Source organism: Abyssibius alkaniclasticus, assembly GCF_020447305.1.
Lineage (GTDB): Bacteria > Pseudomonadota > Alphaproteobacteria > Rhodobacterales > Rhodobacteraceae > Abyssibius > Abyssibius alkaniclasticus.
Genome location: NZ_CP095732.1, coordinates 2,033,756 through 2,048,048, shown reverse-complemented (window position 1 = coordinate 2,048,048; position 14,293 = coordinate 2,033,756). Strand labels below are relative to the sequence as shown.

14 protein-coding genes, 1 tRNA gene and 1 pseudogene are annotated in these 14,293 nt (G+C 57.8%); 13 read left to right on the top strand and 3 right to left on the bottom strand.

Annotated elements, in window-relative coordinates; genetic code table 11:
- Positions 1-230: 230 nt before the first annotated feature.
- Genes LGT41_RS10240 through LGT41_RS10230 form a run of 3 tightly spaced genes read left to right on the top strand, consistent with a single transcriptional unit; the run spans position 231 to position 2,373 of the window.
- Positions 231-683: a DUF2924 domain-containing protein gene (locus LGT41_RS10240; protein ID WP_172321811.1), complete on the top strand. Its 453-nt coding sequence runs from the start codon at positions 231-233 to the stop codon at positions 681-683.
- Complete coding sequence (locus LGT41_RS10235; protein WP_172321812.1) at positions 680-1,987, top strand: recombinase family protein; 1,308 nt, start codon at positions 680-682, stop codon at positions 1,985-1,987. Before LGT41_RS10240 ends, LGT41_RS10235 begins: the two co-directional genes overlap by 4 nt.
- A complete protein-coding gene (locus tag LGT41_RS10230) occupies positions 1,984-2,373 on the top strand; it encodes a hypothetical protein (RefSeq protein ID WP_172321813.1) in 390 nt (129 codons plus the stop codon). The genes LGT41_RS10235 and LGT41_RS10230 overlap by 4 nt, the downstream gene beginning before the upstream one ends.
- A gap of 685 nt (positions 2,374-3,058) precedes the next feature.
- Here the strand turns inward: LGT41_RS10230 and LGT41_RS10225 are convergent.
- Entirely contained in the window at positions 3,059-3,412 is a 354-nt protein-coding gene (locus LGT41_RS10225; protein ID WP_274126772.1) for a winged helix-turn-helix transcriptional regulator, read from the bottom strand.
- Between the two features lie 153 nt (positions 3,413-3,565).
- Between LGT41_RS10225 and LGT41_RS10220 the strand changes: the two genes are divergently transcribed.
- The 7 genes from LGT41_RS10220 to LGT41_RS10190 all read left to right on the top strand — a co-directional run bounded on the left by LGT41_RS10220 (position 3,566) and on the right by LGT41_RS10190 (position 9,017).
- Complete coding sequence (locus LGT41_RS10220) at positions 3,566-3,970, top strand: DoxX family protein (protein WP_148057199.1); 405 nt, start codon at positions 3,566-3,568, stop codon at positions 3,968-3,970.
- Between the two features lie 73 nt (positions 3,971-4,043).
- Positions 4,044-4,856, top strand: a complete 813-nt coding sequence (locus LGT41_RS10215) for a DODA-type extradiol aromatic ring-opening family dioxygenase (protein WP_148057198.1) — start codon at positions 4,044-4,046, stop codon at positions 4,854-4,856.
- On the top strand, positions 4,849-5,811 hold the full coding sequence (locus LGT41_RS10210) for an NAD(P)H-binding protein (RefSeq protein WP_274126771.1): 963 nt from the start codon (positions 4,849-4,851) through the stop codon (positions 5,809-5,811). Before LGT41_RS10215 ends, LGT41_RS10210 begins: the two co-directional genes overlap by 8 nt.
- A gap of 7 nt (positions 5,812-5,818) precedes the next feature.
- Positions 5,819-6,457, top strand: a complete 639-nt coding sequence (locus LGT41_RS10205) for a glutathione S-transferase family protein (RefSeq protein WP_148057196.1) — start codon at positions 5,819-5,821, stop codon at positions 6,455-6,457.
- A 60-nt stretch (positions 6,458-6,517) separates the two neighbouring features.
- Positions 6,518-7,561, top strand: coding sequence for an LLM class flavin-dependent oxidoreductase (locus LGT41_RS10200; RefSeq protein ID WP_172321814.1), 1,044 nt, complete (start codon positions 6,518-6,520; stop codon positions 7,559-7,561).
- Between the two features lie 24 nt (positions 7,562-7,585).
- Positions 7,586-8,074, top strand: a complete 489-nt coding sequence (locus LGT41_RS10195) for a luciferase domain-containing protein (RefSeq protein WP_172321815.1) — start codon at positions 7,586-7,588, stop codon at positions 8,072-8,074.
- Positions 8,075-8,294: 220 nt separating this feature from the next.
- Positions 8,295-9,017 carry a hypothetical protein gene (locus tag LGT41_RS10190; protein ID WP_274126770.1) on the top strand — a complete coding sequence of 241 codons (723 nt, stop codon included), beginning with the start codon at positions 8,295-8,297 and terminating at the stop codon, positions 9,015-9,017.
- Positions 9,018-9,096: 79 nt separating this feature from the next.
- Here the strand turns inward: LGT41_RS10190 and LGT41_RS10185 are convergent.
- A pseudogene (locus tag LGT41_RS10185) lies at positions 9,097-9,567 on the bottom strand (site-specific integrase); the annotation flags it as partial.
- A 116-nt stretch (positions 9,568-9,683) separates the two neighbouring features.
- On the opposite strand from LGT41_RS10185, the gene LGT41_RS10180 reads away from it, so the two are divergent.
- Positions 9,684-11,194 (top strand): IS3 family transposase gene (locus LGT41_RS10180; protein ID WP_235952743.1). Its coding sequence is split into 2 segments (ribosomal slippage): positions 9,684-10,110 and positions 10,110-11,194, totalling 1,512 coding nucleotides; the frame shifts between segments, so codons are not numbered across the junction.
- Between the two features lie 360 nt (positions 11,195-11,554).
- Here the strand turns inward: LGT41_RS10180 and LGT41_RS10175 are convergent.
- A tRNA-Ser gene (locus LGT41_RS10175) sits at positions 11,555-11,644 on the bottom strand.
- Positions 11,645-11,840: 196 nt separating this feature from the next.
- Here LGT41_RS10175 and LGT41_RS10170 point away from each other — a divergent pair.
- On the top strand, positions 11,841-12,899 hold the full coding sequence (locus LGT41_RS10170) for a hypothetical protein (RefSeq protein WP_274126769.1): 1,059 nt from the start codon (positions 11,841-11,843) through the stop codon (positions 12,897-12,899).
- A gap of 294 nt (positions 12,900-13,193) precedes the next feature.
- Positions 13,194-14,282: an ABC transporter ATP-binding protein gene (locus tag LGT41_RS10165; RefSeq protein WP_274126768.1), complete on the top strand. Its 1,089-nt coding sequence runs from the start codon at positions 13,194-13,196 to the stop codon at positions 14,280-14,282.
- Positions 14,283-14,293: the final 11 nt, after the last annotated feature.

Here is a 14,293-nt window from a genome sequence, read left to right as displayed (position 1 = left end):
ACAACATCACCAATCACGGCTGCCAGAGACATGAAACGACCCAACCCACTCCCAGCGGACCAGATGACCCCGGCGGAACGCCGTGCCGATTTGTGTGGCCTGCTGGCTATCGGGCTGGTTCGCCTGCGGATGCGCGATCGGGCGGAGGTATCTGAGAATAGAAGAGAAAGTTGCCTACACTATCCGGCCGACGAATGGCGTCATGCAACTCCAACTCACCGGAGAAACACATGACCAAACAAGACCCCATTCCCGTCCGCCTGGCCGCGCTGAAGACAACGCCAACGCCAGACCTGAAGACGCAATGGCGTGAGCTGTTCGACATCGAGCCGCCGCCGTTCAATCGTCGCTACCTCGAGAGCCGCCTCGCGTACCGCATCCAGGAACTGGCCTATGGTGGCCTGAAGCCGGAAACTGTGAAGCGGCTGGAAGCTCTCGGCGAACAGCTGGACGGTGGCGACCGCAAGAAGAGCCGCATCCGCGCTGACCTGAAGCCCATCGTAGGTACACGGCTGATCCGTGAATGGCAGGGCATTGAGCATCTCGTCACCGTCACGTCTGACGGTTTCGACTGGCAGGGCCGACCTTACAAATCGCTGTCCGCCATTGCCCGCGCCATCACCGGCACGCGCTGGAACGGCTGGGTGTTCTTCGGCCTGAAAAATCACAGGAGGGGCGCATGACCAAACCCATCGTCAGAAAACTGCGCTGCGCCGTCTATACCCGGAAGTCATCGGAGGAAGGTCTTGAGCAAGAATTCAACAGCCTCCACGCCCAGCGAGAGGCCTGCGAGGCGTACATCGCCAGTCAGCGGTCAGAAGGCTGGGTGTTGGTCCGCGATCAATATGATGATGGCGGCATTTCCGGCGGCACGCTGGAACGACCCGGCCTGAAACGACTGCTGGCCGATGTCGAAGATGGCTTGGTTGACGTGGTCGTCGTGTACAAGATCGACCGCTTGTCGCGCTCACTGATGGATTTTTCCAAGCTGGTAGAGGTGTTTGACCGCAATGGCGTCACCTTCGTATCCGTCACTCAGTCCTTCAACACCACCACCTCCATGGGGCGGCTTACGCTGAACATCCTGCTGTCATTCGCCCAGTTCGAACGCGAGGTAACCGCCGAACGCATCCGCGACAAGGTCCGCGCCAGCCGTATGAAGGGCATGTGGATGGGTGGCGTGCCACCTCTGGGCTACGAGGTGAAGGACCGAAAGTTGGTCATCAAGGAGGCCGATGCCGCCAACATCCGCTGGATCTTCGCCCGGTTCATCGAGATCGGATCGGGCACGGAATTGGCGCGGGAACTGGCGGCGCGCGGTATCCAGACCAGCCGTGGCAACCGGATCGACAAGAAGTACCTGTATCGCCTGCTGAACAACCGCGCGTACATCGGTGAGGCCGTACACAAGGGCGACAGTTATCCCGGCGAGCACGATGGCATCATCGACAAGGATGTCTGGGACAAAGTCCACGCCATCCTGACCGAAAGCCCCCGCAAGCGCGCCGCGCGCACACGCGCCGACACTCCTGCGCTGCTGAAAGGTCTGCTCTACGGCCCCGACGGGGCGGCCTTCTCGCCGACACACACCCGCAAGGGCGGTCGGCTGTACCGGTACTACGTCAGTCAATCAGTGCTGAAGCACGGCGCGGGCTCTTGTCCGGTCGGCCGTGTTCCGGCAGGCGAAATCGAGGCCGCCGTCATATATCAACTCCGCGCCGTGTTCCGCCAGCCCGAAATCGTGGCCGGAACGTGGAAAGCAGCCCGCTCGGAGGATGGCGATATCACCGAGGCCAACGCCCGTGACGCGCTAACCCATCTTGATCCGCTGTGGGACGAACTGTTCCCCGCCGAGCAGGCACGCATCGCCGCACTGTTGATCGAACGGATCGATATCGGCACCGATGGCCTGAGTGTTAGCCTCCGGATGGACGGTCTGACCGGTCTGGCACGAGAAATGATGGCCGAAGTGGGGTACGCGGCATGAACCGCGCGACGCCAGTGACGGAAACAGTGACAGTGCACATCCCGTTCCGCCTCGTGAAGCGAGGCGGCCGCAAGGAGATGCAGCTGCCGGACGGGGCATCCAACCAACGCCAGATAGACAACACCTTGGTCAAGGCGCTGGCCCGCGCGTTCCGCTGGAAGCGGATGCTGGAAAGTGGGCAGTTCGCGACGACCGCCGAACTTGCCGAACATGAAGAGATCGCGGTTACTTACATGACGCGAGTGCTGCGCCTGAGCCTGTTGGCGCCCAACATCGTGGAGGCGATCATCAAGGGACGGCAGGCGTCGGATTTGAATCTAGCTGATCTGCTGGGACCATTTCCATCAGAATGGGCGGCGCAGCAGCATCTCAGTCCTGTTCAGTGACCCTCAGGTTATGAGCCGAATCTTCCGGGAAGGCGCCTGTCCTTTGATTTCAACTGGTTACGCGGTAACCCCTTGAACTGGCGTCGTTTTCTAACCGCACCTTGCCGCAGCCGACCGCAGCGGACGGGCCCAAACGGGGAACAAAGTAGTTAGGCAGGTTGACCTATTGTTGACCCGCTTCGAAACCTTCCCCGCCCGCGTCACCCTTGTGCTCCAATGTCGCACAACCATCGGTCAATACAGGAGTCAATTTTGCGCGCGCGCAAATCGGTAGGACTCTCCGCCGGGACCATGCCGAACTCGACCCATCAGAGATGTCCTGATCGATCAGCCTGAACCAACATGAGCGGCCAAAGCTGACAATCAGGCGCGGTAGGGATACCGCAGCGCAGCTTCTCTGAAGCGGTCGTTTGTGCTCTACGCAGCATCCCTACTCGGCCGGAGGTCGGCTATGCGGACTGAGCGGCCTGATGCTGCCGCAGCAGGATTTCACGCGAACATCCAAATCGTCTTCGCTGTAGCAGCATCGAATTCGCGGCGGCGCGGCGTAACTTCACGGAAGCCGTCATTCCCTACCTTGCAACAGCCCAAGATTCAGTCCGGGCATTCGCTGCGCCGTCAATGAACTGGGAGGATGCGGGACGGAACGAACCGGCTTTGCTGGACCAGCAGACCGTCGAATCGATCATTCTGCCGCCACGTCGCCCGTTCCAAACGCGCCTTCGGCCTGCCAACGCTGCGCGATTTCGCCCAAGGATTCCAGCACTTGGCGCAGATCGTTGCCTCGTTTTGTTAAACCATAGGTGACCGCGGGCGGGATCGTTTGCGTCTGATCGCGCCAGATCACACCGGCCGTCTGCAACATTCGCAACCGCTCCGTCAGCACCCGGGTTGAAATTCCCGGTACAGCCCGTTTCAGCGCCCCGAAACGTTGTGGCCCACCATCGCTGAGGACCCAGAGAATATAAGTTGTCCACGGCCCCATCAGCAAGCGCAGAATGGAGTCCATGGGACACGCGGGCGGTGTTGTTTGTTTCATTTTGAGGTTCTCCAAGGGCAGTTACTTTTCAGTGCCTACTTTTCTTTCAAAACTAAGACGCTTTATAATACTAGAGCGAATAGCAAAACCTAGCAAGGGTGAGCCATTCGGAAGAATGCCCAGGCAAATATTACAAAAAAAGGGGACGTCGAAATGAGCGAAAAATCTGTGAAAATTACATACTGGGCGGCAACCGGGTTGGTTGCGTTGGTCTATCTGGGCGGGGCGACATTTTACATCACCGCGCATGACATGGTTGCGGGAATGTATGAGGGCTTGTTGAAGTACCCAACCTACATAATATGGCCGTTGGCCATCCTAAAGATCGTGGCGGCCGTAGTCATCCTTTGGCGCCCGTCGACGTTCCTGTCCGATTTCGCCTATGCGGCGATGTTCTGGCACCTGTTGCTGGCCGCTTCAGCGCATATAGCTGCGGGCGATCCGGGCTGGCCGCCGGCGATCATCGCATGGGCGGCACTGATCATATCGTTCCTGACGCAAAACCGGGTTCGCGAAAAGAAATCGCCCTACGGTGATTTGCTGAATAGCGCGGCGTAACCGGAATCTTAGCAACCATAGGCGGGCTGGATCGTCAGGCTTCGCTCGCAATAAAGACGAAAGGATGCAGTACATGACCCGAATGCCAACGATGTTCATTCCACACGGTGGAGGCCCCTGTTTCTTCATGGACTGGGACCCGCCAGAAACCTGGAACCGGCAGCGCGAGTTCCTTGCCGATGTGTCCGCGTCATTGCCGGAAGCCCCCAAGGCGTTGCTGGTGATTTCAGGCCATTGGGAAGAGCCGCAATTTACGGTGCAGAAAAACCCGGCCCCGTCGCTGTTGTTCGATTATAACGGGTTTCCACCTCACACCTACGAACTGACTTGGCCCGCGCCCGGCGATGTCGCGCTGTCCGACAGGGTGCAGACGCTGGTCGAGGCGGCCGGGTTCCCCTGCCCCGTTGATGAGGCGCGCGGTTACGATCACGGCGTGTTCATCCCGCTCAAGGTGGCCTTTCCGCAGGCAGACATTCCCTGTGTGCAGCTTAGCTTGCGAAGTGATCTTGACCCAACTGCGCATATTGCGGTCGGGCGGGCACTGGCACCGTTGCGAGATGAAGGTGTTCTGATCATCGGTTCGGGCAACACCTATCACAACATGCAAAAAATGATGCATGCGATGCGGGGTGGTGCAACCGATTCCGTGAACGGGCAGGAATTTGACCGCTGGCTAAGCGATGCGGCCACCCGCACCGATCCAGCAGAGCGTGATCAAATGCTGGCTCGGTGGGACGCCGCCCCTGGTGCCCGCGATGCCAACCCGCGCGAAGAACATCTGATTCCGCTGCATGTTGTCGCGGGGGCCGCCCTTGCCGACAAAGGCGTGAAAACGCTGGAGGATCACGTGCTCGGAGCAGTCGAAAGCGCGTTTACCTTTGGCTGAATCCCATCAGACGCTTGAACATCCAAATCCAACCCGAAAAATCGAGGAATACCCAATGACAAACATTCAAAACGGCCCTTTCATCGTCACCGGTGCATCCGGCCAACTTGGCCGACAGGTCATCGACAATCTGATTGCGGCCGGTGCCGGTCCGATCATCGCCGTCTCCCGTTCGCCGGAAAAGCTGGCCGATCTGGCTGACAAGGGAGTTGAGGCCCGCAAGGGTGATTTCAACGACCCCGCATCGTTGAGCGCGGCTTTTGCGGGTGGCAAGCGTTTGCTGATCATTTCGACCGACGATCTGGAACCAGGCAAGCGACTGGCAGCGCATAAAAACGCCGTTGCAGCCGCGACGAAGGAAGGGATCACACATATCGTTTATACGTCATTGACAAACCCGGTTGAGGAAAGCCCGATCACGTTCGCCAAAGATCACAGCGACACCGAAGCGCTAATCAAGGACACCGGTGTCGACTATACCATCCTGCGCAACAACCTTTACACCGATCTGGTGCTGATGGGTGGTGGGCAAAGCATTGGAATGGGGCAACACTTCGCCGCTGCCGCTGAGGGGAAAACCGGCTATGTTACTCGCGCCGATTGCGCCCGCGCCGCTGCAGCGGCCCTGATGCAGGAAACCGGTTCAAGCGTTTTGGACATCACCGGCCCCGCGGCGCTTTCCCAAAGCGACATCGCGGCCTTCCTGTCGGAAATCTCGGGCAAGGATATCCCCTATATCCCGATCTCAACCGACGATCTGGTCCAGGCAATGATCGGCGCTGGCTTGCCAGAGTTCATGGCAAAGGTTTTTGCGTCCTTCGACGAGGCGATGGCCAAGGACTATCTGAGTGTTGCAACGGGTGATCTGGAAAAACTGACCGGACAGGCCGGCCAGTCGGCGCGTGATTTCTTGATTGCCAACAAGGCGGCCCTGCTCACCCCACCGGCGCAATAAGGAAACCATGATGAAGCTTTACAACGCCAATTTCTCGCCCAACGCCCTTCGGGTGCGGGCGGTTGCCCTGGAACTGGGGATCGATCTTGAGATCATCGAGGTCGACATACGCGGCGGCGACAACCGCAGCGTGGAATTCCTGTCGATGAATCCCAATGCCAAGGTGCCGGTGCTGGCAGACGGCGATTTCGTGATATGGGAATCCCGCGCCATCAATTCCTATCTGGCAAGCAAGAAACCCGAGCGCGGTCTTTATCCCGACGACCCAAAGGCCCGGGCAACGGTGGATCAGTGGCTTTACTGGCAGACAATTCACCTTGGTCCGGCAATGCAAAAGTTGTCGTTCGAGCGGTTCCTGAAAGCGAAGTTCGGCATGGGAGAGGCGGATCAAAGCGTCATAGACGCCGAGTTGAAGAACGTAGATCAGTTCCTAGCAGTGCTGGAATTCGGCCTTGCGGGCAAGGATTGGATCGCGGGCGATCTTAGCGTTGCGGATTTCGCGCTGGCCTCGACATTCATGTACCGTGTGCAGTCTGATATCTCGCTTGACGATCTCCCGAACGTCGCGGCCTGGATCGAACGGCTTGAGGCGCGCGCTTCGTGGAAGGAGGCGTTTGCACCTGTTCGGGCCCTATTTGGCGTTTAGAATCCACGGAAATATCTGCGGGGGCGAGGCATTCGCCCCCGCCCCAAAGAAGGCCATATCGTGCAAATAGGCATATACACATTCGCAGAGTCGGGCGCAGAGTCGGGCGCCGATCAAGCTGGCAGCGTCAGCCCTTCCCAAAGGCTGCGCAATCTGGTTGAGGAAATCGTGCTGGCCGATCAGGTCGGGCTGGATTGGTTCGGCGTTGGCGAACATCACCGCCCCGACTATGCAGTTTCAAATCCTGCTGTGGCGCTGGCAGCGGCGGCAACACAAACCAAAAACATCCGCCTTTCCAGCGCCGTTACCGTGCTGAGTTCCGATGATCCGATCCGCGTCTTTCAACAGTTTTCGACGCTGGACAACCTGACCCAGGGGCGCGCCGAAATCATGGTCGGGCGCGGTGCCTTTGTTGAATCCTTTCCGCTGTTTGGTCATGCGCTGGATGACTACGACGGCCTTTTTGCTGAAAAACTCCGGCTATTGATGATGGTGAACGAAGCCGAACACATAAGTTGGCCCGGCACAAAACATTTGCCTGCGGTCGATCATCAGGGCGTCTATCCACGTCCCTATCAGAGCAAGCTGCCGATCTGGCTGGGTATCGGGGGAACGCCTCAATCGGCGGTGCGCGGCGGAAAACTTGGCCTGCCGCTTGCGCTTGGTATAATTGGCGGGGAACCTGTGCGGTTTGCGCCTTTGTTCGATCTTTACCGCTCTGCCGCCACCAAGGCCGGGCACGACCCGGCCATCCTTGAAACCTCACTGAATGTGCATGGGTTTGTGGCCGAAACCAGTCAAGCCGCCCGCGACATTTACAGTGGCCCGCATAATGAGGTCATGACCCGACTTGGCGCAGAACGCGGATGGCCCCCGGCAACCCGTGAACAGTTTGATACCATGAGCGGCCCCAGCGGCGCGTTGTTCGTGGGCGGCCCCGCAGAACTGACCGACAAGATCCTCGCCCATCATGAAATTTTCGGCTTTACACGGATTACCATTCAGATGGCGATCGGGCGGCTCGATCAAAAATCCCTGATGAACGCGATCGAGATCCTGGGAACCCGCGTTGCACCGGACGTCCGCAAGGCTCTGGGGTCCTAACCATATAAACCAGAAAGGCTGGAAATGTTTGAACTGACGCCCCGCATCGGCCCGCGACCAGAGACTACCGATTGCGCGCCTCACGAGCAGGTAAGCCAAAACCCCGACGCCAGTACCTATCAAGAGCTCAAAAAGCGCGCATTTGATTTTCCCTTTGTCGAGCGTCGCCCCAGCATTATTTCTGTCCCCGGAGCCGAAGCTCTTTGGCTGGCACATGATCATGCCCACGGCTGTCGAGAATCTTTTATGGTGGGAAATGAGTTTGCCCATGTGCATCCGCATTATGACGGCTCCATGCATCTGATGCTGCCAATCGAATGTACGCTTGAACTGTTCGCCAAAGGATGGGGCGAGCCGCACCCGATGGTGGCCTCAGGCAAGATCCCCGCAACCGCCGTCATGGTGTTCGCCGCGCGGGACACAGCCGAGATCGAAACAGCATTGAAAATCCTCGCTACGTCTTATGATTTCGCGCGTGGAAAACTCTCAAACCCCGCGTCGATCCGGCTGTGAAGCTGGCTCCCCCATGTGTCTGACGTCAGCGCCTATGGGTCCAAATAGGGCGATTTGATAAGAGAGGGTTGTTGGCTCATCGTTACCACCGAGGAGTGGGACATGAGACAGACAACTGGAACCCGAAAGAGCCCTGGCGAACGTCGCAGCAAGGATATTTTCTGTATCGCAATCGGTGGAAATCAACGAACTGCGTTCAGCCCTATTGCGGCACGTTCGTGTGAGCTTTGTACCGCCCCCCGAGGCACTTGGTAAACTCCTCGAATTTTATGAGATCGCGGTGCTTCAAGATCGGATTGCTGTGGCAGAGGCTTCTTTAGAGAAAGCTGATCTTGGCGTTAACGATCAAGGCCTAGTCTATGCGTTCGAAGCGTTAGGCAGTCCTTTGACAAGGGAAGAATTAGAAGACTATTGTCTCGACGAATTGGGTATGAACGCGAATAGCTTCTATGTATATTTGAGCTATTCTCCATTGGTTGTAAAACTAGCAACTGGTGTTTTTTCTCTAGTTGGTCAGGATGTTGATCCCGGCACCATTGAGCAACTCAAGGAAAAAATTCGTGAAAGCAGGTTCGATGCAACTTCTGGTTGGTCAAAGGCTGGAACACTGTGGTGGCATTTTCAGGCAGACCGCCCAACGATCAACGCTGGTTCACATGCAGTCCCTACGTTCGTATTAAATCTGACTTCTGGAGAATGGCGCCTTCAAACTGTCGATGGCTTGCAGTTGGGGGGCGTGAGGATTGATAATGGCTTCGCCTCTGGTTTTGCAAAGGCTTTTTCAGCGCTGGGCGTTACCAACAAAGACTTTCTACAGTTTGATTTCGATATTTCTAAACGACGGGTCTTCATTCGGATTGTTGGTATTGAGCCGGAAGAGTTTTCTTCGTTCGTTGAGAGCGACGAATTTGATGAGGAAGCCACTATGGACGAGGACAACTGATTTTTTTGGCAATTCAATGGCAACAATCGTAGCCTTTTATTGCGAACTTTAAGATTCGGCCAAATTTTCGCGACGACCTCTATTCACGGCCAGCTCCAACCACCCTCAACCGGGGCTTCAACATCTCCCCCACCGCATTTACCCCGGCCCGCAGCGGCGAGTCGATCAGGTGGGCGTAGCGCTGGGTGGTGCCAATTTGGGTGTGGCCGAGCAGCCGCCCGATCATTTCCAGTGAGGCGCCGCCGGATACCAGCAGCGAAGCGAAGGTGTGGCGCAGGTCGTGGATGCGGACATCTGGGATCTCGGCCTGCACCCGCATCCGCTCCCAGAACCGTTTGAGATCAACGACCGGCTGGCCCGGGACATCGCCGGGGAATAGGAACGGGCAGCCCTTCGGCACCGCATCGCCACGCAACCGGATCAACGCGACGGCTTCATGCGAGATCGGCACGCGGTGCTGTTTGAAATAGGCGTCCTGTTTGGTCCAGATCGCCAGATCGAGATTGAATTAGTCGAAGGTGGTGGTGCGGGCCTCGCCGCAACGGGCACCCCCCCTCTGTCAGGGATGTTGTCCGCTGCTCTACTTTTCCTCTATTTCTCAGGTGGGCGGGATAGGACGATGACGTGGGATATTCACCGGAACGAAAGACAGCTGTGCTGAAGCGTATGCTGCCACCGAACAACATGGCCATTCGGCAGCTGTCGCAGGAGGAAGGAATCTCTGAGGCGACGTTGCACAACTGGCGGGCTGAGGCGCGGCGCAAGGGACAGCTTCTGCCCGATGCTGACGCGGGTCCCGAGGGCTGGTCTTCGCGCGACAAGTTCGCGGCGGTGTTGGAAACGGCGGCACTGAACGAAACTGATTTGGCCGAATTCTGCCGCAAGCGCGGACTCTATCCGGCGCAGATCGCGGCGTGGCGATCGGCTTGCGAGCAGGCAAATGACTGGGACCGTGCGAGCACTGCCCGTCTGGGTCAGGCGACCAAGGAAGAAAAAAAGCGGATCAAGGGTCTGGAGCGCGAGCTTGCCCGCAAAGACCGCGCATTGGCCGAAACCGCAGCGCTTCTGGTTCTCAGAAAAAAGGCGTCAGCGATCTGGGGGGACGGAGAGGACGCATGATCAGCACCCCACATCGCCAAACAGCAACGATGCTGATCGAAGATGCCGTTACCGCCGGCGTGCAGCGCGCCAAGGCCTGTGCCGAGCTGGAAATCAGCGATCGCACTCTGCGGCGCTGGACGAAAGACGGCCAGCTTCACGCCGATCAACGGCCCCTCGTGCCGCGCCCGGAACCCGCGAACAAGCTGAGCGCTGCCGAACGTGCGGCGGTGCTGTCGCTATGTAATTCAAAGGAATTTAGCAGTCTGCCCCCAAGCCAGATCGTGCCAAAACTGGCCGATCAGGGGCGGTATCTGGCATCCGAGTCCAGCTTCTACCGCATCCTGCGCGCGGATGGTCAGCAGCATCACCGTGGCCGAGCCAAGCCCCCAGTCCGGCGCAAACCACCCACCAGCTATCTGGCCAGTGCGCCATGTGAGGTCTGGACCTGGGACATCACGTGGATGCCCGGGCCGGTGGCAGGCATGTTCTTCTATCTCTATCTGATCGTGGATATCTTCAGCCGCAAGATCGTCGGCTGGGAAGTTCATGAGCGCGAAAGTGCAGACCTGGCGGCCGTCCTGATCCGGCAGGCAGTGCTGGCCGAGGGATGCTTTATGCAACCGCTCGTTCTGCACGCCGACAATGGTAGCCCCATGAAGGGTGCCACAATGAAAACGACCATGGAGAAACTTGGCATCACCGCGTCGTACAGCCGCCCGCGCGTCAGCAATGATAATCCCTTCTCGGAGGCTCTGTTCCGAACCTGCAAATACCGCCCGGACTGGCCGAGCAAGGGCTTTGCCACAAAAATAGATGCTCAGGCTTGGGTAAAATCCTTCGCCAGTTGGTATAACGGCGAGCATCTGCACAGCGCCATTCGCTTCGTCACCCCGGGCGCACGCCACGCTGGCCATGACCGCGCAACGCTGGCAAACCGCGCCATGCTCTATGCAAATGCGCGTGCGCAAAACCCAGAACGCTGGTCAGGCAAAACCCGCAACTGGCAACCCGCCGGACCCGTCTGGCTGAACCCCGAAAACGAAATCAGCGCCCCCGAAATCAGAGACGCCGCATGAAATCGGCGGACAACACCTTTGACAAACACCGCACCGGTCAGTAAGCGCAGGCGGATGATCCTGGCGGCGCTGGATTCAATGCAGGCACCAAATCGAGAATTCGATCTTTGTTCCCTCCGCAAAGCGAGTAGAATTTCGAAACGGTCAAAATCTCCGTTCGTGATAGTCGTGGTGAAACAATGGCTTAAGGCTGAACACCAAAACTCCGCAGTCATCAGCTTCAGAGAACATTGGCGCGGAGAGAGCCATTTTGAGCCCGACCCCAGTAGGCGCAGTGCACAGCCTGCCGCGCATAACCCTTGAATATAACGGAAATTTTCCGCCCTGCGGCGGGCCGGAGAACAGTTGTGCTTGGGCAAGTGGCGGAGAGGAAGGGATTCGAACCCTCGAGACGGTTTCCCGCCTGCGCCCTTAGCAGGGGCGTGCCTTCGTCCACTCGGCCACCTCTCCGCTGGCGGGTTTATCCGGCGCGGGTGAAGGGAACAAGTGGTTTTTTGGGTAAGCCGCAATTTTGCATCATGCGGGGGCACAATCCGGATACTGCCCCTGCAATTTTGCCTGACTGGCGGGGTGGCGCATTCAAACTTTGGCCCTATGTTGGGTGGATTACACCCTATGCACCGTAACCATCAATTGGATTAAGACCATGAAATTCACGACGATCGACATTTCCCCTGAACTTGAAAAGATCGTGGCTGGCGCCAGCAAGCTTTATGACAAGGCACCCGAGGCGCAAAAAGCGGCTGTTTCGGTGCAGATCCGTGAAAACATGCTTGTCGAAATCAAGCGGCAGGGCAAAATCTATATTCAGGAACAGACGGCCGTCAAAACGCTGGTTGAACGCGATGTCAAAACCTCGCTGATGGCGCTCAAGGACGCATCCGGCGCGTTTTCCGATTTGAAGAAGCTCAAGGGCAAACCCAAGAACGCGCGCGATATCCAGGCGCTGAAAAACCAGATCGAGGCCTGTGAACGCCTGATCGCCGCCAAGGTCGCAACCTGCCAAGAGGCGATAGACGGGCTGACCGCGCATTTGGGCTGGCGGTCATCTTCCAAGAAAGTGCCGGTCGATGCCGAGGCCTTGCGCATTGTCGGCAAGGCCAATCTGGACTCGCTGCAAAAGGATTATGAGAAAATTCAGGGTGCCGGTGTTGCGCTTTACGGCCCGGTTGCTTCGGTCTTTCTGAAGGCCAAGGAAGCCCATAAGGCCGTGACAACCATCAGGAATGCCGCCGACGCACTTGCCAGCGGCCTGATGACCGAAGAGAAAAGCAGCAGTTTCGCCGCGCCGGTTCTGGATGAGCTTGGCGGCACATCGCGCAACGGGCTTGCCGTGTTGCTGGATGCGGCGATGGGCGAGGACTCCGGTGCCGAAACCTCTTACAATGCCGTCAAGGGTGTGCTGAAGGACAAGAAGGTTTCCAAAAGCGACCTTGCCGCGCAATTGAAAATGCAAAACCGGGTGATCGATGCGCGGCGCAAGAAGTTTGATGGCATGGATGCGCAAGTCAACACCGCGAAAACCCAGCTCTATACGGTTGCAAAACTGGCCAGCAAGGCACCGCTGACCGCCGAGTTGAATGCACAATACAAAGCCTGCGCGGCAAAACTGAAGCAGATCGAAAAATCTCTGGCTGCGGGCAAGAAAAAATTTGCCAAGCAAATTCAAATTGTCGAGAAAGATATGACAAAGGCCGCCAAATAAGCACCGGGGGGTGGCGATACGCGGCGCGGGCCATGCTGCCAGCGCCAGAGCCGGCGCAAGATTCGCACCCCTCTCCATATTCGCAGAAATTCTGCGCATCCCCGCCTGGGTAAATTGGCGCGCCGGCACAAAGATAATGCCGTGTTTGCGCAAAATTTGGTCTGATTTGCCTGTTTGCCCCCCCGCTTTCGGTGAAATTGGGCTTTGAGGCGCGAAAAGGTTGCGTGGTGGGGCCCTGTGTTGTTACCCTTGCGCAACAATGGCGAAAAGCCAGATCATTCAGGGAGAGACGGGTTGGCCTTAGATCAATCATCGGATGCTTTTGTCGCATTCGATCATGTTCAGAAAAGTTACGATGGTGAAGTTCTCGTCGTAAAAGACCTCAACCTGCATATCGGAAAAGGCGAGTTTCTAACAATGCTCGGGCCGTCGGGTTCGGGCAAGACAACGTGCCTCATGATGCTTGCAGGGTTTGAAACCGCGACCTCCGGGCAGATCTTGCTCGATGGCAAATCCATCAACAATATCCCGCCGCACAAGCGGGGCATTGGCATGGTCTTTCAGAATTATGCGCTGTTTCCGCATATGACCGTGGCCGAAAACCTGTCCTTCCCGCTAGAAGTGCGCGGCATGTCCAGATCGGACCGCGAGGCCAAGGTAAAAAATGCGCTGGATATGGTGCAGATGGGTGAATTTGGCGGCCGCCGCCCGGCCCAGCTTTCCGGCGGGCAGCAACAGCGTATCGCGCTGGCCCGCGCATTGGTGTTCGATGCCGAGCTTGTGTTGATGGATGAGCCGCTTGGCGCGCTCGACAAACAGCTGCGCGAGCATATGCAATATGAGATCAAGCATATCCACGAGCGCCTTGGCGTGACGGTGGTTTATGTAACGCATGACCAGTCCGAGGCGCTGACCATGTCTGACCGCGTTGCCGTGTTCGATGATGGCCGCATCCAGCAGCTTGCCCCGCCCGATGATCTGTATGAACGTCCGACCAATGCTTTTGTGGCGCAGTTTATCGGCGAGAACAACAAATTGCTGGGCACTGTGCGTGGCATTGAAGGTGAGACCGCAACGGTAGAGCTTGACAACGGCCAGAAGGTCAACGCGCTGGCGGTGAATTGCGGCGGCGTTGGCAGCCGCACCATGCTGTCGATCCGCCCCGAACGGGTGGAGCTGGATGGCAAGGGCCAGAACGTGATGCAAGCCAAGGTGCTGGAACGTATTTATTTGGGCGACCATATCCGCTGCCGCATGGCCGTGGCGGGCGATGACCAGTTCATCGTGAAAGTGCCCAATTCCGCCGGGAAAGGTGCTTTGCAAGAAGGCACGGAATCGACCATTTCCTGGCTGACCGAGGATTGCCGCGCGCTTGACGCTTGAGATGAGCGCAC